At 71.0% G+C, this 19,234-nt stretch carries 20 protein-coding genes; 13 read left to right on the forward strand and 7 right to left on the reverse strand.

All coding sequences use genetic code 11. The annotated features are described in order from the left end of the window. Window positions 1-50 precede the first annotated feature (50 nt). Complete coding sequence (radA, locus tag HZB25_13550) at window positions 51-1,451, forward strand: DNA repair protein RadA (GenBank protein ID MBI5838259.1); 1,401 nt, start codon at window positions 51-53, stop codon at window positions 1,449-1,451. 48 nt (window positions 1,452-1,499) lie between these two features. Here radA and yedA read toward each other — a convergent pair whose 3' ends face one another. Then, on the reverse strand, window positions 1,500-2,402 hold the full coding sequence (yedA, locus tag HZB25_13555) for a drug/metabolite exporter YedA (protein ID MBI5838260.1): 903 nt from the start codon (window positions 2,400-2,402) through the stop codon (window positions 1,500-1,502). Between the two features lie 266 nt (window positions 2,403-2,668). On the opposite strand from yedA, the gene ispD reads away from it, so the two are divergent. The 11 genes from ispD to HZB25_13610 all read left to right on the forward strand — a co-directional run bounded on the left by ispD (window position 2,669) and on the right by HZB25_13610 (window position 12,097). After that, complete coding sequence (ispD, locus tag HZB25_13560; protein MBI5838261.1) at window positions 2,669-3,352, forward strand: 2-C-methyl-D-erythritol 4-phosphate cytidylyltransferase; 684 nt, start codon at window positions 2,669-2,671, stop codon at window positions 3,350-3,352. Beyond that, window positions 3,345-3,833 carry a 2-C-methyl-D-erythritol 2,4-cyclodiphosphate synthase gene (locus HZB25_13565; GenBank protein ID MBI5838262.1) on the forward strand — a complete coding sequence of 163 codons (489 nt, stop codon included), beginning with the start codon at window positions 3,345-3,347 and terminating at the stop codon, window positions 3,831-3,833. The genes ispD and HZB25_13565 overlap by 8 nt, the downstream gene beginning before the upstream one ends. After that, entirely contained in the window at window positions 3,830-4,885 is a 1,056-nt protein-coding gene (locus HZB25_13570) for a D-alanine--D-alanine ligase (GenBank protein ID MBI5838263.1), read from the forward strand. Before HZB25_13565 ends, HZB25_13570 begins: the two co-directional genes overlap by 4 nt. Further along, entirely contained in the window at window positions 4,885-6,294 is a 1,410-nt protein-coding gene (locus HZB25_13575) for a cysteine--tRNA ligase (protein ID MBI5838264.1), read from the forward strand. The genes HZB25_13570 and HZB25_13575 overlap by 1 nt, the downstream gene beginning before the upstream one ends. Continuing rightward, entirely contained in the window at window positions 6,291-7,016 is a 726-nt protein-coding gene (locus tag HZB25_13580; protein ID MBI5838265.1) for a nucleotidyltransferase domain-containing protein, read from the forward strand. The genes HZB25_13575 and HZB25_13580 overlap by 4 nt, the downstream gene beginning before the upstream one ends. After that, window positions 7,006-7,803: a TPM domain-containing protein gene (locus HZB25_13585; GenBank protein ID MBI5838266.1), complete on the forward strand. Its 798-nt coding sequence runs from the start codon at window positions 7,006-7,008 to the stop codon at window positions 7,801-7,803. The genes HZB25_13580 and HZB25_13585 overlap by 11 nt, the downstream gene beginning before the upstream one ends. A 73-nt stretch (window positions 7,804-7,876) precedes the next feature. Then, window positions 7,877-8,596 carry a hypothetical protein gene (locus HZB25_13590; GenBank protein ID MBI5838267.1) on the forward strand — a complete coding sequence of 240 codons (720 nt, stop codon included), beginning with the start codon at window positions 7,877-7,879 and terminating at the stop codon, window positions 8,594-8,596. Between the two features lie 245 nt (window positions 8,597-8,841). Next, a complete protein-coding gene (locus HZB25_13595) occupies window positions 8,842-9,600 on the forward strand; it encodes a protein-glutamate O-methyltransferase CheR (protein MBI5838268.1) in 759 nt (252 codons plus the stop codon). A gap of 65 nt (window positions 9,601-9,665) precedes the next feature. Next, window positions 9,666-10,589, forward strand: a complete 924-nt coding sequence (locus HZB25_13600) for a hypothetical protein (GenBank protein ID MBI5838269.1) — start codon at window positions 9,666-9,668, stop codon at window positions 10,587-10,589. Window positions 10,590-10,749: 160 nt separating this feature from the next. Beyond that, complete coding sequence (locus HZB25_13605) at window positions 10,750-11,313, forward strand: LemA family protein (GenBank protein ID MBI5838270.1); 564 nt, start codon at window positions 10,750-10,752, stop codon at window positions 11,311-11,313. A 199-nt stretch (window positions 11,314-11,512) separates the two neighbouring features. Further along, on the forward strand, window positions 11,513-12,097 hold the full coding sequence (locus HZB25_13610) for an outer membrane beta-barrel protein (protein MBI5838271.1): 585 nt from the start codon (window positions 11,513-11,515) through the stop codon (window positions 12,095-12,097). Window positions 12,098-12,218: 121 nt separating this feature from the next. Here HZB25_13610 and HZB25_13615 read toward each other — a convergent pair whose 3' ends face one another. The 6 genes from HZB25_13615 to HZB25_13640 form a co-directional block, all read right to left on the reverse strand. Then, window positions 12,219-12,965: a PorT family protein gene (locus tag HZB25_13615; protein MBI5838272.1), complete on the reverse strand. Its 747-nt coding sequence runs from the start codon at window positions 12,963-12,965 to the stop codon at window positions 12,219-12,221. Further along, window positions 12,962-13,486 (reverse strand): DUF4410 domain-containing protein, encoded by a 525-nt coding sequence (locus HZB25_13620; GenBank protein MBI5838273.1) that lies wholly within the window; start codon window positions 13,484-13,486, stop codon window positions 12,962-12,964. Before HZB25_13620 ends, HZB25_13615 begins: the two co-directional genes overlap by 4 nt. Window positions 13,487-13,491: 5 nt before the next feature. Next, on the reverse strand, window positions 13,492-14,055 hold the full coding sequence (locus HZB25_13625) for a hypothetical protein (GenBank protein MBI5838274.1): 564 nt from the start codon (window positions 14,053-14,055) through the stop codon (window positions 13,492-13,494). Window positions 14,056-14,317: 262 nt separating this feature from the next. Beyond that, entirely contained in the window at window positions 14,318-15,928 is a 1,611-nt protein-coding gene (locus tag HZB25_13630) for a response regulator (GenBank protein ID MBI5838275.1), read from the reverse strand. Continuing rightward, complete coding sequence (locus tag HZB25_13635) at window positions 15,925-16,992, reverse strand: response regulator (protein ID MBI5838276.1); 1,068 nt, start codon at window positions 16,990-16,992, stop codon at window positions 15,925-15,927. Before HZB25_13635 ends, HZB25_13630 begins: the two co-directional genes overlap by 4 nt. Next, complete coding sequence (locus HZB25_13640; protein MBI5838277.1) at window positions 16,970-18,178, reverse strand: hypothetical protein; 1,209 nt, start codon at window positions 18,176-18,178, stop codon at window positions 16,970-16,972. Before HZB25_13640 ends, HZB25_13635 begins: the two co-directional genes overlap by 23 nt. Before the next feature lie 300 nt (window positions 18,179-18,478). Here HZB25_13640 and HZB25_13645 point away from each other — a divergent pair, with 300 nt between their 5' ends. Beyond that, on the forward strand, window positions 18,479-19,234 hold the full coding sequence (locus HZB25_13645) for a hypothetical protein (protein MBI5838278.1): 756 nt from the start codon (window positions 18,479-18,481) through the stop codon (window positions 19,232-19,234).

Below are 19,234 nucleotides of genomic sequence, written 5' to 3' on the forward strand. Positions count from 1 at the left end.
GGCCCGGGTTCCTTAAGCCCCCGATCCCCATCCCCCGGAGAACCGCAGCGATGAAGAAGCAGGCCCGACGAACCGCGTTCGTCTGCACCCGGTGCGGCCACGACGACGCCAAGTGGTTCGGGCAGTGCCCGTCCTGCCGCGAGTACAACACCGTCTCCGAAATCCCCGTGGATGACGGCGCCGCCCGGCCCCGGCGGGCCGGCGCGCGCGTCGCCTCGGGCGCGGTGCACCGCCCGGTCAGGCTGGCCGACGTGGCCTCGCAGGCCGAGCCCCGCGCCGCGTGCGGCATCGCCGAGGTGGACCGGGTGCTGGGCGGCGGCATCGTGCCCGGCTCCCTGCTGCTGATTGGCGGCGATCCCGGCATCGGCAAGTCCACGCTGCTGCTGCAGGTGGCCGACGCGCTCTCGCGCGCGGGCCGCAGCGTGCTGTACGTGTCCGGAGAGGAGTCCTCGGAACAGATCCGCATGCGCGCCGACCGCATGGGCGTGGACCCCGGTGGGATCTGGCTGCTGGCCGAGACCGACCTCGACTCCGTGGAGTCCGCCATGGAGGAACTGCGCCCCGAGTTCGCGGTCATGGATTCGATCCAGACCGTGTACGCGCCGGACATTTCCGCCGCACCCGGCAGCGTGGTGCAGCTGCGCGAGTGCGGCCTGCGCCTGCTGCGGCGCGCCAAGGACACCGGCTGCGCGGTGGTGCTCATCGGGCACGTCACCAAGGAGGGCGAGGTGGCCGGCCCGCGGGTGCTGGAGCACCTGGTGGACGCGGTGCTGTACCTCGAGGGCGAGCGGTCCCAGGCGCTGCGCATCCTGCGCGGGGTGAAGAACCGCTTTGGGTCCACGCAGGAGATCGGCCTGTTCGAGATGCGCGCGCGCGGCCTGGCGGAGCTCAACGACCCGGCGCGCGCGTTCCTGGTGGACGTGAATACCGCGCACCCCGGCAGCGCCGTGGTGGCGCCGATGCAGGGCACGCGCCCGGTGCTGGTGGAGGTGCAGGCGCTCACCGCGCGCAGCTCCTTCGCCATGCCCCAGCGCGTGGCGTCCGGATTCGACGCGCGCCGCCTCGCGGTGCTGCTGGCGGTGCTGGAGCGCCGGGCGGGCGTGGGAATTCCCGGGAGCGACCTGTTCCTGAGCACCGCCGGAGGCTTCTCCCTGGACGACCCCGGCGCGGACCTGGGCGTGGCACTGGCGGTGGCCTCCAGCGCGCGCGACGTGGCGCTGCCGCCGCGCACCCTGGCTCTGGGCGAGGTCGGCCTCTCCGGCGACCTCCGCCGCTGCCTGGATCCCGAGCGGCGCATCCGCGAGGCCGCGCGGCTGGGCTTCGAGCGGGCCATCGTGCCGCAGGCTTCCTCGGGCGACCTGCCCTCGCCGTCGCCGCTGAAGGTGATCGCGGTGGGGACGCTTCGGGAGGCGCTGGAGCGGAGCGGGATCTTGATGGGGCGCGAAGGGTAGGATGAGGTCGCGCGAGCGGCAGGCTGCCGGGGCGCAGGGAGCGGGCACCTACTCCGGCGACGGCGTCACCACCGCCTCGCGCATGCCCAGCACCCGGCGCAGCGTGATGATGCCCACGCCGGTCAGGATCACCAGCGTGCCCGCGATCCCCACCGGGTCGATCCTCTCCCCCGCGAAGCCCACCCCCAGCGCCAGCGCCACCACCGGGTTCACGAACGCGTAAGTCCCCACGATGGCCGGCTTCACCCGCCGCAGCAGGTACACGTAGGCGCTGAACGCCACGATGGAACCGAACACGGAGAGATAGGCGATGGCCATGGTGGGCTCCCACGAAACGGGCCCGCGCGGCAGGCGCTCGCCGGTGGCCAGGCCCAGCAGCAGCAGCCCGGCGCCGCCGCAGATCATCTGTGCGGCGCTGGACATCGCCGCCGGCGGCAGCCGGAGCCGCCGCGACCACACGGAGCCGAACGCCCACGAGAGCGTGGCGAAGATCAGGGCCGCCGCGCCCACGGGACTGGCGCGCAGGTTGCCCTCGAACTGCAGCATGGCCACGCCGGCCAGGCCCAGCACCAGCCCCAGCCATTCCAGGCGCGCCGGCCAGCGGCCGTTCATCAGCCCTTCGAAGATCGCCATCCACAGCGGCATGGTGGCCACCACCAGCGCCGCGAGGCTGGAGCTCACCCACTGCTCCGCGTACACCACGCCGCCGTTGCCGCCCACCAGCAGCAGGCACCCGATCGCTGCCGCGCCGAGCCACTCGACCGGTCGCGGCCACGGCGCCCCGCGCAGCTTGAGCCACGCGAGCAGCACCAGCCCCGCGGGCACGTGGCGGATGCCGGCCATCAGGAAGGGCGGGTAGGCTCGCAGCGCGACGCGTATGGCGAGGTAGGTGGAGCCCCAGATGAAGTAGACACACAGCAGCGCCAGGATGGCGGTCCCGCGGCCGCGCAGCGGGGGCCGGGTGGATGGGTTCGTCACGAGCCGATTCTACCACGGCCGGGCTGGCCGGCCGCAGCGGCGTCGCCTGCTTCGGGCGGGGTGCCGGGCGATGTAGTCCGCGTCGCTCTCGGTCGGGCACGCCTAATATTGGAGCCTCTCTGGTGGCGCGCCCTCCAACGTTCGCTCAGCGAACTACATCGCCCGGCACCCCGCCCGGAGTTGTGGAGGCCCGCATAGGCCGCCCCGGCCGGTTCTGGTATCTTCTCCGGGTGACTTCCGTGATCCTTCTGGCCGCCGGGCGCGGCGAGCGGTTTGGCGAGGGGCGCAGCAAGGTGCTGGCGCCTCTGGCGGGACGGCCGCTGGTGCTGCACTCGCTGCTGCGGTTCCAGTCGCACCCGGAGGTGCACGAGATCGTGCTGGTGTGCCCGCCCGGCGAGGACCTGCCGTGGCGCCAGTTCATGCTGCGGGACGTGGACGCGCCGAAGCTCAGGGCCACCGTGCCGGGCGGCGAGGAGCGGCAGGACTCGGTGCGCGCCGGCCTGGAGGCCGTCTCGGCCGGAGCCGACCTGCTGCTGATCCACGACGCCGCGCGCCCGCTGGTGCCCGCGAGGATGATCACCGAGGTCCTCCAGGCGGCCCGCGAGACCGGGGCCGCGCTGCCGTTGCTGGAGAGTCCCGACACTGTGAAGCAGAAGGCCGGCGCCCGGGTGGGCGGCACCATTCCGCGACAGGAGCTGGGGCTGGCCCAGACTCCGCAGGCCTTCCAGGCGAGCCTCTACCGCGAGGCCCTCGCGGCCGCCGAGCGCGACCGCGTGGTGGCCACCGACGACGTGGCCCTGGTGGAGCGCCTCGACCGGCCGGTGGCCTGGGTGCCCGGCGCGAGGGAGTGCCTGAAGGTGACGACACAGGCGGATCTGGATTGGCTGGAGTGGTGGCTGGCGCGAGGAGAACCCAATGACTGACCGAGTCGGCTTCGGCTACGACGTCCACGCCACCGCCGAAGGCCGTCCCCTGGTCCTGGGCGGCGTGCGCTTCGACTCCAAGTGGGGCCTCGAAGGCTACTCCGACGCCGACGTCATCGCCCACGCCATCGGCGACGCCCTCCTGGGCGCCGCGGCCCTGGGGGACCTCGGCGTGCACTTCCCCCCCGGCGAGCCGAAGTGGAAGGACGTCTCCAGCCTGGTGCTGCTGACCGAGATCGCGCGCATGCTCCAGGTGCGGGGCTTTCGGATCGGCAACGTGGATGCTACGCTCCTCGCCGAGCGTCCCAGTCTCGGTCCCCGCCGCGACGAGATGCGGCGCCGCCTGGCCGAGGCACTGGGCATCTCCCCCGACCAGGTTTCCGTGAAAGCCACCACCAACGAGCGCCTCGGCTTCGTCGGCCGCCAGGAAGGCCTGGCCGCAATGGCCGTGGCGCGCATCGTGCGAGACCAGACCCCATGAAGATCACCGTGCTCTACGGCGGACACTCCGCCGAGCGCGAAGTTTCATTGAAGTCGGGAGGGAGCGTGGCCCGCGCCCTGGAATCCCGCGGCCACGGCGTGACGCTGCTGGACACCGCCGCCGCGAACGCGCGCCTGGGGCCGGGCGCCTCTCCGGCGGGCGCCGTCGCGTCGAAGTCCGCAGCCGGCGGACCGGCCGCCCCGGGGTCCGCGTCGCTGGAGCCGCTGCGCCCGGGGCAGATCGTCGGCGCCGCCGCGGTGAAGGACACTGACGTGGTGTTCATCGCGCTCCACGGCGGCGAAGGCGAGAACGGCACGCTGCAGGCGCTGCTGGACCTGGCCGGCGTGCCCTACACCGGCTCGGGCATGCTCTCCAGCGCCCTGGCCATGGACAAGCGGCTCAGCAAGGAGCTGTTCGCGCGGGCCGGCATCCCCACGCCGGAGTGGGTGTGGCTGAAGCCCGGCGACGCGGACGTGCTCACCGACGCGCAGCTGGCCTCGCTGGGCGGCTGGCCGATCGTGGTGAAGCCCAACGACCAGGGCTCCACCATCGGACTCTCGGTGATCCAGGAGCTTGGCCAGCTCGCGCCGGCCGTGGATCTGGCGCGCCGCTATTCCGCGGACGTGCTGGTGGAGCGCTTCATCCCGGGGCGCGAGATGTCGGTGCCGGTCATCTGCGGCGAGGCCTACCCGGTGATCGAAATCCGGCCCACGCACGGCATCTACGACTATGAGTGCAAGTACACCAAGGGCCTGTCCAACTACCTGTGCCCGGCCCCGGTGAGCGAGGCGGTTCGCGCACGCCTGCAGGAGCTCTCGGTGCGCGCGTGTGCGGCGCTGGGCTGCGCCGGCGCGCCGCGCGTGGACTTCCGGCTCACGCCGGACGACGAGCCCTTCTGCCTGGAGGTCAACACCATCCCCGGCATGACCGAGACCAGCCTGGTGCCGATGTCCGCGAAGGCGGCCGGCCTGGGCTTCGACGAACTGGTGGAGCGGCTTTGTCTGGAGGCGCTCCGTACCCGCGGGCGCCGCGCCGGCGCCGAGGTTACCTGATGGCCCTGCGTCTCTACGACACGCTGACCCGCGACAAGCGCGAATTCCAGCCGGTCGCCCCCGGCAAGGCGGGCATGTACGTGTGCGGCATGACCGTGCAGGACAAGCCGCACGTGGGCCATCTGCGCTCCTCCATCTCGGGCGACACCATCCGCCGCTACCTGGAACACCTGGGCTACGAGGTCACGTACGTCTACAACTTCACCGACGTGGACGACAAGATCATCGACCGCGCCAACGCCGAGGGGCTGCAGTTCGCGCAGGTGGCGGAGCGCAACATCGAGGCCTACATGGACGCCTCGAAGGCGCTCAATGTGAAGCCCGCCTCGCACTACCCGCGCGCCACGAAGCACATCCGCGAGATCCACACGATGATCCAGTCCCTGCTGGACAAGGGTTTCGCCTACGCGGCCGAGGGCGACGTGTACTACGACGTCTCGAAGAAGGCCGACTACGGCAAGCTCTCGGGGCAGAAGATCGACGAGATGCGCTCGGGCGCGCGCATCGAGGTGGGCGAGCACAAGCGCAGCCCGCTGGACTTCGCGCTGTGGAAGGGCTCCAAGCCCGGCGAGCCGGCGTGGGAAAGCCCGTGGGGCCCGGGGCGGCCGGGCTGGCACATCGAGTGCTCGGCGATGTCCATGAAGTACCTCGGGGAGACCTTCGACATCCACGGGGGCGGTCAGGACCTGGTATTCCCGCACCACGAGAACGAGATCGCGCAGTCCGAGGCGGCCACCGGGCACCCGTTCGTGCGGTTCTGGACGCAGAACGGGCTGGTCACCCTCGGCGGCCGGAAGATGAGCAAGTCCGAGAAGCTCTTCTTCCTGGTCGAGGACATCCTGGCCGAGTTCCGGCCCGAGGTGGTGCGCTTCTACCTCTCGAGCACGCACTACCGCTCCCCCATCGAGTTCAGCCGCGAGCGCCTGAGCGAGGCCGAGGTGGCGCTGCAGCGGCTGGAGTTCGCGCTGGAGCAGTCCGGCGCCTGGGAGGCCGGCGAGCCCCCCGCGCCCGCGGCCACCCGCTTCGCGGCCGAGACCGAGGCCGCGGAGAAGGCCTTCTTCGAGGCCATGGACGACGACGTGAACTCGGCCGGGGCGCTGGGGCAGCTGTTCAACGTGGCGCGCACCGTGAACCGGCTGCTCGAGGGCTCGTCCTCCGACGACGACCGCGCCGAGGCCTGGCGCGCCGGACGCACGCTGCTGCGGCTGGGCGGCATCCTGGGCCTGTTCTGGGCGCGCGCGAAGAAGGATGAAGACTGGCCCGATGAGGTGACGAACCTGGCCGAGGAGCGCGTGACGGTGCGCAAGGCGCGCGACTTCAAGCGCTCCGACGAGATCCGCGACCGGCTCAAGGAGCTGGGCGTGGTGGTGGAGGACACGCCGGGCGGCTACCGGCTGAAGAAGCTATGAGCACCCCCCACCAGGGCGCCCGCCGGGCGCTGGAGGAGTTCCGCGACGACGTCGCCGCGGTGTACCCGGAGCTGGTCTCGCTGATCGCCTACGGCAGCGCGGTGACGGACCATTTCCGCGAGGACCACTCGGACGTCAACCTGTTGCTGGTGCTGCCGAAGGTGGACGCCGAGACCCTGGCGCGCGGCGCCGCGACGCTGCGCCGGCACTGGAAGAAGCACCGCATCCTGCCGCTGGTGCTCTCCGAGTCCGAGCTGCGCGCGTCCACCGACGTGTTCGCGGTGGAGCTGCTCGACATCCAGGAGCGTCACGTGTGCCTGAAGGGCACCGACCCGTTCGAGACCATGCAGGTCACCGGTGCCTGGCTGCGCCACCAGTGCGAGTTCGAGCTGCGGGGCAAGCTGTTCCGCCTGCGGCAGGGCTACTTCGAGTGCGACGGCAAGGACAAGCCCCTGCAGATCCTGGTGGTGCACACGCTGGGCAGCGTCCTGCCGCTGGGGCGGGCGCTGCTGCGCCTCGCTGGCGAGACGCCGCCGGTGCAGCGGGCGGACCTGGTGGAGGCGCTGGCGCGCCGCCACCGGTTCGACGCCGGACCCTGGCTGGAAGCGCTGGAACTCAAGGAGGGCCGTCGCGTGCGGGCCCTGCGCCCGGCCTCCGCGCTGTACGCGGACTTCCTGGCCTCGATGGACGCTCTGGTGCGCAACATCAACGATGCGACCTGACCGCAGGCTCCTTCCCTTCCTGCTCGCCGTGATGCTGGCGTGGGCCCTGCCGGCCCGCGCCGAATTCACGCCCGACCCGCGGAAACTCCCGCGGCCCGCCGGCTACGTGTCCGACTACGCGGGCATCCTGGAAGCGCAGGACGCGCAGGGCCTGGAGGCGCTGCTCACCGAGTTGGACCAGAAGACCACCGCGCAGGTGGCGGTGGTCACGGTGCCCAGCCTCGGCGACTACGACGAGCACACCTTTGCCGTCGGCATCTTCGAGACGTGGAAGCCGGGGGCGAAGGACAAGAACAACGGCCTGGTGTTCCTGGTCGCGCCCAACGACCGGAGGATGTTCCTCAATACCGGCTACGGGCTGGAGGAGTGCCTCCCGGACGCCCGGACCAACGACGTGGTACGCCTTATGCGTAGCTACTTCCGGCAGGGGAGGATGAGCGCGGGCGTGGTGGCAGGCGCGCGCGCCGTGGCCGCCGAGATCGCGATGTGCTCCGGGGTGGAGCTGACCGGCAATCCGGAGCGGGCCGCCCGCGGGCGGACGCGCCGCGCCACGTCCCTGGCGGAGATCCTGGTCGTCCTGGCGATGATGCTGGCCCTTTCGTTCTTCGCGTCCCTCGCCGGCGTCGGCAGGGGACGGCGCGGGCGCGGCGGCTGGTACTCGGGCGGTGGATTCGGGGGTGGGCTTGGCGGGGGCTTTGGCGGCGGTTCCAGCGGCGGCGGTGGCGGAGGATTCGGGGGCTTCGGCGGGGGAGCCACGGGCGGTGGCGGCTCCGGTGGCTCGTGGTAGCAGACTTGAGTTCCGCCCGGCGCCCCGCGCGCCGGCGCGGATGATTTCCGGGAATCCAGGAGGTTCACGCCGCATGCGCAACCGTTTGCTTTGCCAGTCCATCGCCCTCCCGCTGGCCGCGGCGCTCGCGCTCGGCGCGGTCTCTGCAGCCAGCGCCGCGCCGAAGAAGAAGGGCAGCCTGAAATCTTCGGCCGGCCTCACCCCGAGCGAGCGGGCGGGAATCCCGCCCGAGGCCTTCGGGTCGCCGGTGGCTTCGCCCGACGGCAAGGCCCAGGCCTGGATCGCGGACGAGGGCGACGGTCCCAACCTGTTCGCGGGCGATCCCGGGCACACCTGGAAGCGGAAGCTGACCGGCTACAAGTTCACTCCCAAGGACGATCTCATGCCGGGGATTCCCATCCTTTGGTCCCCGGACGGGCGTTACGTCGCCTATTTCGAGTATAGCCATGGTGCGGCCGGTCCGGTCACCAGCAGCCGGGCGGTGGTGGTGCAGGCCGATGCCGGCGCCCCGCCGGTGCGTGTGGCCCAGCCGGGCACCCCGTTCAGCACCCGTCCCGCAAAGTGGCTCTCGGAGGCCGAACTCAAGTTCAAGGGGCTCAAGCAGGCCAGCATGACCGGCGGCGAGGAGTCCTTCGTCTTTGACCTGCGCTCCGGGATGGCGCGCACCGAGGCGGAGTACCTGGCCGCACGGGCCGCCGAGAAGGCCCGCGCCGACTCCCTGGCCCGCGCCGCCGCGGACTCGGCCGCGCGCGCCGCCGCGCCTCCTGAGGAATCCCGCAAGAAGAAGAAATAGCCTCGCGGCCCCGGGATGCCGGGCCGCATGATCCCCGTCCAGGGCGCGGAGCCGCACCACCGGCGCCGCGCCCTTCTGCCCCCCTCAAGTTCCCCGCCGAAGGCTCCGAAAATCTTGGAAACAAGCTACTTGGCCGCCCCGCCGGGAAATCGGGAGGCACCCTGAAGTTCACCGAGGAAGAAACCTCGCTGCTCACTGATTACGTCAGGGCCACGGCAGGCATCCTGCTGGGCCCGGACAGCGCCATGCTGCTCGAGGCGCGCCTGGCCCCGGTCATGGAGTCGGCCCGGCTGGCCACGGGCCACGAGTTGCTGCGCGCGCTGGTCGGGCCGCGCTCGGAGTTGCTGCGGGAGCGCGTGCTGGACCGGGTCACCACGCACGAGACCAGCTTCTTCCGCGACCGGGGGCCCTTCGACGCGCTGCGGGATCGCGTGTTCCCGGAACTGGCCGTCCGGCTGGGGCGGGCGCGCCCGATCCGGGTCTGGTGCGCGGCGTGTTCCACCGGCCAGGAACCCTACAGCGTGGCGATGCTGGCCCGGGAGTCGGCACCGGGGATCGCGAACCACTCGCTGGAGATCCTGGCCACCGACGTGTCGCGCGACTCCGTGGCACGGGCCTACAGCGGGGTCTACAGCCAGATGGAAGTGAACCGCGGGCTCTCCCCGGAGCGCCTGCGCCGGTACATGGAGCCGGAAGGGCGGCACTGGCGCGTGACGCGCCCCATCCGCGAGATGGTGATGTTCCGCCAGCACAACCTGGTGCTGGAGCCCCCGCCGCTCGGGGGATTCGACGTGGTGCTGTGCCGGAACGTCCTGATGTACTTCGGCCTGGATGTGCGCCCGCGGGTATTCGCGGCGCTGCACGACGCGCTGCACCCCGGCGGGTACCTGTTCCTGGGAGCCGCGGAGTCGCCGGCGGGCGGGGACCTGCGCTTCGAGCACTTCGGGCCCCGGGACCACTATTGCTACCGGCGCTCGGAAGCCCAGGTGGAACGCGCCGCCTAGGCGGGCTGGCCACGATGCGCGAGGAGACGATGGAAGAGCCGCCTCGAGAAGCTGACCCCCAGAAGGTGCACCAGGTCCTCGGCGACGCCATGCGCCGCATGGGTGGCGGGCTCAGCGTGGCCCTGGGGAGCCCGGCACGCATCCAGACCGCGGACTGGCAGAGCCTGCCGGTGGCCGACTGGCTGGCCATGGGCCAGGAGTGGGCGCTGGTTGCGGTCAAGGCCACCTGGGCGGGCGGCTTCGGTCGGGCATGGCTCGGTGTGTCGCGATCCGACCTGCCGACCCTGGGGGCTCCAGGGGCCCACGAGCCCGGCGCGGGGGCGGATGCGGATGGCAGAGCCAGGGTGCTCGGCAGCCTGGGCGAAGCCCTGGGCCTGGTGGTGTCCGGCATGCGCTGCCAGGTAGGCAAGCCGGAATGCCAGCTGGAGTGGTCCCGGGAGGAGTGGGACCTTGCGGCCATCCAGGAACTGGACCCGGAGGCGCTGGGAGGGGAGGCGGTGGTCTCCTCCTGCACGATCTGCGTCGGGGAGCGAACCGCCGACATCCACGCGGGCTTCGCGCTGGAACTGGCGCTGGAGCTGGCGGCGGGAGCGCCGGCCCCGGCGGCGACCCCCGCACCCAGGCCGAAGGTTGTGGCGGTGATGGCCTTCGATCCCCGGGTGCGTCGCGAGCTCCGCGAAGCGGCCAAGAGCCTGGGCGCGGAAGTGGCCGAGTTCGTGGACCTTCGCGATTACATGCAGGCCCGGATGCCCCGGCGCACCCGCGCGATCCTCCTGGGGGTGTCGCTCGAAAACCACACCGCCCTCGAGCACTGCCGGGCTCTGCGGCAGGAGAAGAGCCTGGAGGCCGTTCCCATCCTCATGTGCGCACCCACCGCGACCAAGGAACTGCTCCTCCAGTCGATCGCGGCGGGGGCCCAGGCCTTCGCGGTCGCCCCGTTCTCGAATAGCATCCCGGCGAAGCTGCAGAAGCTGCTTGAGGTTGCGTAACGGGCTGCATTCGAAAGAAATAAGTAGAAACTATTCACATTACACAAACCGCCTCCCGACCCACTTCTCCACAGCCCGCCGCCGTTCCACCTTCCGATTCCGATTGCACCCCAAGCCCTCGCGCCTTATCTTTGCCAAGGCTTTGAAGGAGGGCCCCGGATTGAAGAATCTGCCGCTCTGGATCATTCTTGCTGTCGTCGTCATCGCGGTCCTGGCCGGCTTCGGCCAGTACAACAACTTGGTCAGCCTCGATCAGAGCGTCCAGGGCCAGTGGGCCCAGGTGAACAGCGTCCTGCTCCGGCGTAACGACCTGATTCCCAACCTGGTCGCCACCGTGAAGGGTGTGGCCGGCCAGGAACAGAAGGTGTTCGGGGACATCGCCGACGCCCGCGCCCGCATGAGCGGGGCCGCGAGCCGGCCGGTCGGTGAGCAGATTGACGCAGCCCGCCAGATGGACTCCGCCATCGGCAGGCTGCTGGTGGTGGTGGAGAACTACCCCCAGCTGCGCTCGGCCGAGAACTTCAGTTCGCTCCAGGCCCAGCTGGAGGGGTCCGAGAACAGGATTGCCGTGGAGCGCCGGCGCTACAACGAGCTGGTGCAGAGCTTCAACATCACGGTGAAGCGGTTCCCGGGCATGATCTTCGCCAACCTGTTCGGCTTCAAGGAGAAGCCTTTCTACCCGGTGGCGGAAGAAGCGAAGAAGGTTCCGCAGGTCAACTTCTAGGAATCGAGAAGCAGGCAGGTGTAGCACACCGCACCCGGTGGGCGCGGTCGTAACGTTGGACCGCCGGCAGGATGCATCGCGGCGGATTCCACAAGGACGGCACCGTCCTCCCCTCCGGGGCGGCGGTGCACCGGGCCCAGGGTCTCGACCCGTGGCAGGACGCCAGGCCCGGAGTACCCAGAGGAAAGGAGCAACTGAAATGAAGCGTATTCTCCTGGTCACCGCTCTCCTGGTCATGGTCGTCGTGTCCGTTGCGTCGGCCGCTGACGCCGCGAAGAAGGGCGGCATGGAGTACTGGCTTGGCGCGGGCTACTCGAAGATGCTCGAGAGCGGCTCCCCGAGCGGATCGCTGGGCGCCCTGGTGGGTCTGAACTACATGATGAGCCCGTCGATGGCGATCGGTGTGATGTCCGGATACCTCATCACGGGCAAGACGGACAGTTCCGCCACCAGCCTGAAGACGACCTCTTCGATGATCCCCATCACCGGCCAGCTCACCTACTTCATCCCGGGCAAGGGCTTCACGCCGTACCTTGGCGCGGGCGCGGGCGCCTACATGGGCCGGACCAAGGTCACGATGGCCGGCAGTGACACCACCACCTCCGACACCCAGATGGGCTTCAACCTGGGCGCCGGCTTCAAGGTGCCCGCCGGGAGTTCGATGGCGGTCGGCGCGGACGTGAAGGTCCACTTTGTTCGCGGCGACAAGTTGAACGACGACGGCACCGTCGGCAAGAAGTTCTACAAGTTCCTCTCGGCCGTCCTGGCCGTGAACTTCAAGTAGAACGACAGCAGGCGCAGTCTCGGCAGCAGATCGGGGCGGGTCCGAGAGGACCCGCCCCGATGTATTCGTGGCCCGGTGCGCCCGGCCCGCGGCAATCCTCCGGCGACTCGGCCCGGCTACCCTAGTCCGGCATGCGGAATGTCGCGCCGAGCAGGATCGCGATGTCCCGGGGCTTCGATTCCACCGACGAATCGTCCACGAGGTTCGTGATCCCCAGCGTGTAGCGACCCTGCACGAACACGCTGCCGCCGTGGGGCCCCACCCGGGCGAGCTCGACCCCACCCACCGCGCCGAAGAAGCTGGCGTTCATGCCGCCGAGCTTGGTGGAGCTGGACTGTCCCAGCACGTCCATCGAGAGCCTCGCCGATGTCTTCACTCCCCCCATGGGGCCCGCGAAAACCGCCGGCGCGAAGCCGCCGCTCTTCGGCGGAGCCACCCGGAACGCGAACAACAGCGCCGTCTCCACGTAGTCCATCTTGAATCGGACCTTGGAGCCCACCTGCCCGAAGCTCCCGGATCCGTCCAGCCGGTAGCCGGTTCCGCGCTGGGCAAAGGCGATCTCGGGGCGGAACGCGACCGCCGGTGAGATCCGGAATTCCGTGAACGCGCCCATGAACAGGCCGGCGCGCCGCGACGAGCCGTACGTCCAGGTGCCGCCCAACTCGTTGCGCAGCAGGTCGCAGGTGATCGCCATGGCCCCGTCCAGCCCATCCCCCAGGGACGCGGAGTTCCAGCCGCCGAGCAGGCCGATCTGCTGGGCACGCCCGGGGCCGGCGCCGGCCAGCCCCAGGCCGAGCACCGCCGCCGAGAACACGATGCCCGCGATCCGGTGCCGCGGCCCCCGGGGAGGACGCCGGCCCGGGCTCATTCCTGGCCGGCTTTCTGGATGAAGTCGTGGATGCGCTGACCCATCAGCTTGGCGATCCTCTTGGGATTGGAGGATCCGCCGCCCCGCCTGGTGAGCATGAGGTCGGTCTCCGCCACGACCGGTCCGCCCTTCTCGGCCAGGGTCACGTGCATGGTCATCTTCGCGCGGCCCGCCCCGATCAGGAACCGCGCCAGCGCGCTGCCCTTGTCGAACGACAGGATATTGGTGCGCAGCGCCAGCGCGCCGGAGGGCGACGTGGAGGAGTCCACGATGGAGGGGAACGTCCCCTTCTTGGTCAGGGTCTCGATGATCTGCTCGCGCATCTCCACCAGTTCGACGTCGTTGATGTCCATCGCGGCGCTGTCCACGATGGTCACGGGAGCCACTTCCAGCTCGGTGTACTTCTCGAGACCCGTGAGCGGCTGGGCCGTGGGCACGAACTCCACCGCCGGGGAGCACCCCCCGAGGACGGATGCCAGGCCCAGGAGGAAGAGCAGCGAAAGCACGAATGAGTTCCTCATGGCCTCTAGTCCCTCCCACCCAGGCGGACCCGAACCCCGAGCAGCGGACCACCCGCGTGCTCCAGGAGCCCGGCGTGCACATCCAGACCGTCAATCCACTTGTTGTCGGCGCGCGCGATGCTGTAGTTGGTGCTCCCCATGCCCACCAGCGCCCCGATGCCGGTGCACAGCGCCGTGGTGACGCCGATGATAAGCCCGGCGTTCACGTCGCTGTCGTTGCCCAGGGAGTTGTTGGTGTTCGAGATGCTCAGCGAGGCGGAGATCCCGCTGGTGAGCCCGGTGAGGAATCCGTAGAGGGCGTACGTCCCGGCCTTGTTGCCCGTGGACACTTCCATGAAGCGGATGCCGGCGACATCCATCGCCCCCGGGCCCTCGGAGACCACCGCGCCGGAGGCCTCCTGGAAGCGCACCGAGTCCGCCGAGACCCGCACGTCCCGCAATTCCACACGCCTGCCGTTCGCGGTGATGAGCCGGGCCCTGGCGTAGTCGCCGGGCACGGCCAGGCTGGCTGCGGACGCCAGCGCGGGAATGAGCAACAGCAGGGGCACGAGCCTGGGGACGAGTCGCATGGAGCCTCCATTCGGGGGGGCACCCCGTCGGATGACACGGGCCTCTCGGGCCGGGGGAACGGAACCGATCACGCCGAATGAGCGACCCGGAGGCGCGAGGCCCCCGGGCGGCATTGTATCCACAACCGACCTGGGAGGAACTTGCGAATGATAGGATGGAGAGTCTGCGCCCGTGCCGGGGGGTGGTCAAGTAGCCTTTGGTATAGCGGAGTGAATTGTGGGGAGACTTCTTTCGCCGGGGTCTGCTGCCGGGGTGACGATCCTACGCCGCCCTCTCCCCTTCCCGCGCCACCCGGATCCGTCCCGCCTTCAACTCCGCGATCAGCGCCTCCACCACCGCCACGTCGTACTGCGTCCCGGAGTTCTCGAGCAGGATCTTGGGCGTGTCGTCCACCGTGAGCGCCCCGCGGTAGGGGCGGTGCGTGGTGAGGGCATCGAAGCTGTCGGCCACGGCCACGATCCGCGCGCCGATGCAGAAGGAGTCGCCCCGCAGGCCGTCGGGATAGCCCCGGCCGTCCACGCGCTCGTGGTGGTGGCGCACGATGTCGTGGGAAGCGGCCAGGAAGCGCAGCGGGCGGAGGATGTTGGAGCCCACCACTGGGTGCTCCTTCACCGTGTCCATCTCCTCCGGGGAGAGCTTGCCGGGCTTGTGCAGCACCAGGTCCAGCACGGCGGTCTTGCCGATGTCGTGGAGCAACGCCCCGCGGCGGATGGCCTCGACCTCCTCGGGCGAGAGGTCCAGCGCCCGCGCGATGGCCACCGCGTAGTCGGCCACGCGGAAGGTATGGCCCTGGCCGGCGGGGTCCTTGGACTCCACCGCCTCGGCCAGCGCCGCCAGCGCCGCCAGCGTGGTCTGCTCGTGCTCGTGGAACAGGCCCGCCGTCTCGAAGCACACCGCCGCCGCGCCGCACAGGAGATCGAGCATCTCCACGTCCTCGCGCGTGTACTCGGACCCGTCGGTGCGCTCGCCCAGCGCCAGGAAGCCCTGGAGCGAGCCGTTGGAGGTGACCGGGGCCAGCAGCGCGGTGCCCAGAGCCGTGAGCGCGCCGCACTCGCGGACCAGGTCGGGGAAGCGCTCCATCTCCGAGGCTCGCATGGTGCGGCCCTCCACCACCAGCGTGGAGGCCAGCGGGCCGGTCAGGCGCGGCTGCAGCACCCGGAGCTTCTCCTGCCTCACGCCCAGCGACACCACCGAGACGAACACCTGGGGGTCGTCCTCCGACTGCGCGAACAGCGCGCCGGATCCCACCCCGAGCTGGCCCATCACCGACATCAGGAATGCGTTCATCAGCCGCGAGCGGTCCATGGAGGTGTTCAGCTCGCGCGCCAGGCCCACCAGCGCCTCGCGCACGTGGCGCTCGCGGCCCAGCCGCGCCTGCAGCCGCACGGCCTCCGCGCGGGCGCGGGTGCCCTCATCGCGCAGTTCCTGCTGCACGCGCTGGGTGCCCCGCAGGAGCTCGGTGCGCTCCAGGAGCCGGCGGCTCTTCAGCAGCAGTTCCTTGGGCGAGAAGGGCTTGACCAGGAAGTCGTCGGCACCCTTCATCAGGCCGGAGAGGCGGATCTCGGTGTCGCTGGCGCCGGAGATGAGCAGCACCGGCACCGAGGCCAGCTCCTCCGTGGCGCGCATGGCCTCCACCACGTCGAAGCCGGTGCGCCGCGGCATGCGCACGTCCAGGACCGCGAGGTCGGGGCGACCCCGGGAGACGACCTCCCAGGCCTCCTCCCCGTCGAAGGCGACCAGGACCTCGAAGCCGTTGCCGGAGTACGCGACCTGCAGGAGTTCCACGATGCGCTGATCGTCGTCGGCCACCAGGACACGGGGCCGGCGCGGGGGGCTGCTGTTGTCGGCGCGGATCACGCTGGAGCGGGTCAAGCGGTTCCTCCGGTGGGACGCAGGTTGTCCAGCACGCGCAGCAGGGCGGTTTCGTCGGTGGGCCGGCGCAGAAGCACCGCGCCGGCGCGGGCCAGGGCGCGCTCCTCTTCGGGGCGGCTCTCGTCCACCACGAACACCACCGGGACATTCCGGGCCACTCCCTCGTCCATGATCGCCCGCGGGGCGACGGGCAGGCGGTGGGCGTCCACGATGAGCACGTCCGGCACCCCGATCACCAGGGCCTGCAGGGCCGCCACGGCACCGGAAAGCTCCTCCACCTGCCAGACGAGGCGTCGCATCATGCGCGCCAGCAGGGCGCGCGAGACGGGCGCGGGATCCGCCAGTAGCGCGCGGCGCGTCACCGGCAGCGCTCCGACGGTTGGACGCAGCTCGAACCCGCCGGAGGATGCCGGCGGGGGCGCCACGGGAAGGGATCCATGGAGGGAGCCGGCCGCCGGGCCCGCCGGCTCGGCCGTTCCGGGCGTCTCGAGGTAGATGCGCACGGTGGCGGGCGGCGGCGGCGGCAGCGCCTCCTCCGGCGCCCGGCCGAGCGTGCGCCCGCCCGGGGGAGTCTCCACGAACAGGGACACGCCCGTCGCGGCGGGCGGCGGGCTGGGCGGGGTGACCGAGAGCGGCGGCGCGACGGGCGCGGAAGGGATCGGCCCCACCGGGGCGGACGGCGGCGCGGCAAGCACGGGAAGGGCCGGCTCCACCGGGGCCGGCCGCGGCGCCTCCACCAGGGAGCCCGACTCGTTCAGGGCCCGCTCCAGCGCGGCCGCGGCGAAGTCCGCCTCGATGCCGTCGGTGAGCTCCCGCGCCAGGGCGGCCAGCGCGGCGAACACCGGCGGCGCCGGCGATGCCGCGGTGCCGAAACCCTCGATTCTGCGGGCGTAGGACTTGAGTGCGGAGGAGAGATTCTCGAAGCCGATCAGCGCGGCGTCGGCGGCCGCCAGGCGGAGCATGCCGGGTCCCCGGGGGCAGGCCGGCTCAGCCAGTGCGGCGGCGAGCTCGTCCAGGACCTCGGCAAAGAGGCTGGTCAGTTCAACTCTCGGGCTCCACGACAAGATCGGACTCCCCCAGGGTTTCCGCGGAGTCCATGGGGCCGCTCTCACCTTCCAGGCGAACTCCCAGGGCCTCCAGGCTCTGCAACTCCCGCTCGGCGAGGGCAGTCGCGCGCCGGGCGGCGCTCGAAGCCCGCTCGGCGGCAGCCGTGAGCCGGACCAATCGTTCCCCTGAGATTTCGGCGGATTGGAGAAGCTTCTTGAGAGCCCCCCGCACCGGGGCAGGCAGCTCGGCTGTGCGCTCGGGCGCCTGTTGCAGGTTCTTCTCGGCCTGCTGACGCACGCGCTCGGCGCCCTCGAGGTGGGCCTGCAGGTCCTCCAGCAGCGCCACCCCGAATTCCGGCGGCGCCTCCGGGCCCCGCGACCACTCGCGGGAGATGCGAATTGCGAACCCCCGGTGGCGATCTGCAATGTCGGCCAGCATTCTGCACACCTCCAGGAGGCTTCCCGAGGCCGCGCCGGATGCGCCCGCGGGCGCGTGTTCGGCTTCCAGGATGGGCCGCACCTCCCCGATCACGCGCGAGAGATCGCGCAGCGCCACGCCCAATCCGGTGGCTTCGAGATAGGCGGTCTCGGCCTGCGCGGCCGCGTCGCGCGCGGCCAGCACCGCCTCGCGGCCCTCGGTCTCCACCTGCACCGCCACGGCCGCGTTCTCCCCGCGCCACTCCTGGATCTCCCCCAGGTGCTCGTCCAGCGCGCGGGCCAGGGCGGCCAGGGTCTCGCCGGTGGCCGGCGACCCGGGCACTTCCACGCTCGCGGAGGCGGTGAGCGCGGCCCGCAGCCGGTCCGCGTCCGCGCGCACGCGCTGCAGCTCGTCCAGCGCGCGCTGGCCGGCCTCGTGCCGCTGCAGCAGCCTCATGCCCGCATGCCAGGCGTCGCGCGCTTCCCCATGTCCCGCAGGCGATTCCACGGCCGCGGGCGGGGGCGTCTCGGAGTCCAGGAGCCGTGCCAGCCGTGCCAGCGGCTTGAGTGCCCGGCCTGCCCAGGCCCCCACCAGCAGCGCCTGGAGCACGGTCAGGGAGAGCAGCAGCAGGCCTTCGTTGAGCAGCAGCGTGGCGGAGACGGTGTCGGCGCGCACGCCCAGCACCAGCGTGTTCGCGAGGATGAGCAGCGCCGCGCCGCCCACCAGCGTGGCCAGCGTGGTCAGCGTGACCAGGCGTGCGCGGATGCTGCCGGAACTGCGGCTCATGCTTCGGCTCCTCCGGGGGTGGGATGGGGCGTGCAACCGGTTCGCGGCACAGTGTAACGGAAGAGGAACATCTGCGCCATTTTGCCGTGCGCCTGGGAAGGCCCACCCACCCCGGGGCGAACCTGCCGCGCCCCGCGCATTGGGCGGCGCCGCAAGCCGTTGCGCGCGGCGACGGCGTGACGGGGAGAGGCCGGCGCTCGGGCGCAGAAACGTGGCACGCGCGATGCAATTCCCTGTCGGGTGAACGGGGTTCCCCCCCACGGACGGACCTGCGACGGAGGATGAAAGAGGGGAACGGCCATGAACGAGCGCAATTTCTTCGCCGAGACCATCCGCGATGGCAGCCGGAACACCCAGCCCGGGTGTTTCTTCACGCTGCACTGCGTCCTGTACAGCCGCACCGAGACCGCGCCCGAGATCTGCCAGGACGCCTTCGACGCGGATGTTTCGCGCTATCTCGGGAGCCTCCTGGGTGTCTTCGGAGACCCGGCTTCCGTGCCGCGCCACAGCGGCAATCTGACGCACTACGATCTCGACGCCTTCCACCGCCTGCACACGACCCGTGACGGCCGGCTGAAGTGCCTCGTCCTGCGCACCGACTCGGACTTCCTGGTGCTGTCCGTGGGCACCTTCGAGCAGCCACCCGACCCGCGGCAGAAGAAGTTCCCGCCCGCCGAGGATGCCTCCATCCGGCGCGGCGACGCCTATTACCAGTTCGCCTACAGCTATGGCCAGCAGCTGCGGCGCGGCGATGCGGTGCTGGGGGGGGTGCTGGAGCAGCTCTCGGTGGGCTTCGAGAAGTACGGGCGAATTCTGTCGCACCTGCGCGGCGAGTACTTCGACCTGGCCGCGCAACTGGCCGGCGGCGAGTTCTTCCTGCTGGAGAGGACGGTCAACGAGGAGGCCCGGATGCTCCAGTTGCACGAGCAGCAGGACCTGTTCCTGGAAACCTACGCGGCGTGGCGCCGCACCGGGGATGAGGCCCTGAAGGAAGCCCTGCGCACCCAGGCGGCCGCGATCCGGGAGATCAAGCCGGACTTCAAGTTCACGGTGTAG

The organism is Candidatus Eisenbacteria bacterium (assembly GCA_016235265.1).
Lineage (GTDB): Bacteria > Eisenbacteria > RBG-16-71-46 > RBG-16-71-46 > JACRLI01 > JACRLI01.

Excerpts from the sequence above, each read along its gene's own strand:
- radA (MBI5838259.1), top strand. The coding sequence starts at position 51 with ATGAAGAAGCAGGCCCGACGAACCGCGTTCGTCTGCACCCGGTGCGGC.
- HZB25_13565 (MBI5838262.1), top strand. The coding sequence starts at position 3,345 with ATGACTGACCGAGTCGGCTTCGGCTACGACGTCCACGCCACCGCCGAA.
- HZB25_13570 (MBI5838263.1), top strand. The coding sequence starts at position 3,830 with ATGAAGATCACCGTGCTCTACGGCGGACACTCCGCCGAGCGCGAAGTT.
- HZB25_13575 (MBI5838264.1), top strand. The coding sequence starts at position 4,885 with ATGGCCCTGCGTCTCTACGACACGCTGACCCGCGACAAGCGCGAATTC.
- HZB25_13580 (MBI5838265.1), top strand. The coding sequence starts at position 6,291 with ATGAGCACCCCCCACCAGGGCGCCCGCCGGGCGCTGGAGGAGTTCCGC.
- HZB25_13585 (MBI5838266.1), top strand. The coding sequence starts at position 7,006 with ATGCGACCTGACCGCAGGCTCCTTCCCTTCCTGCTCGCCGTGATGCTG.
- HZB25_13590 (MBI5838267.1), top strand. The coding sequence starts at position 7,877 with ATGCGCAACCGTTTGCTTTGCCAGTCCATCGCCCTCCCGCTGGCCGCG.
- HZB25_13595 (MBI5838268.1), top strand. The coding sequence starts at position 8,842 with ATGCTGCTCGAGGCGCGCCTGGCCCCGGTCATGGAGTCGGCCCGGCTG.
- HZB25_13610 (MBI5838271.1), top strand. The coding sequence starts at position 11,513 with ATGAAGCGTATTCTCCTGGTCACCGCTCTCCTGGTCATGGTCGTCGTG.
- HZB25_13615 (MBI5838272.1), bottom strand. The coding sequence starts at position 12,965 with ATGAGCCCGGGCCGGCGTCCTCCCCGGGGGCCGCGGCACCGGATCGCG.
- HZB25_13620 (MBI5838273.1), bottom strand. The coding sequence starts at position 13,486 with ATGAGGAACTCATTCGTGCTTTCGCTGCTCTTCCTCCTGGGCCTGGCA.
- HZB25_13625 (MBI5838274.1), bottom strand. The coding sequence starts at position 14,055 with ATGCGACTCGTCCCCAGGCTCGTGCCCCTGCTGTTGCTCATTCCCGCG.
- HZB25_13640 (MBI5838277.1), bottom strand. The coding sequence starts at position 18,178 with ATGAGCCGCAGTTCCGGCAGCATCCGCGCACGCCTGGTCACGCTGACC.
- HZB25_13645 (MBI5838278.1), top strand. The coding sequence starts at position 18,479 with ATGAACGAGCGCAATTTCTTCGCCGAGACCATCCGCGATGGCAGCCGG.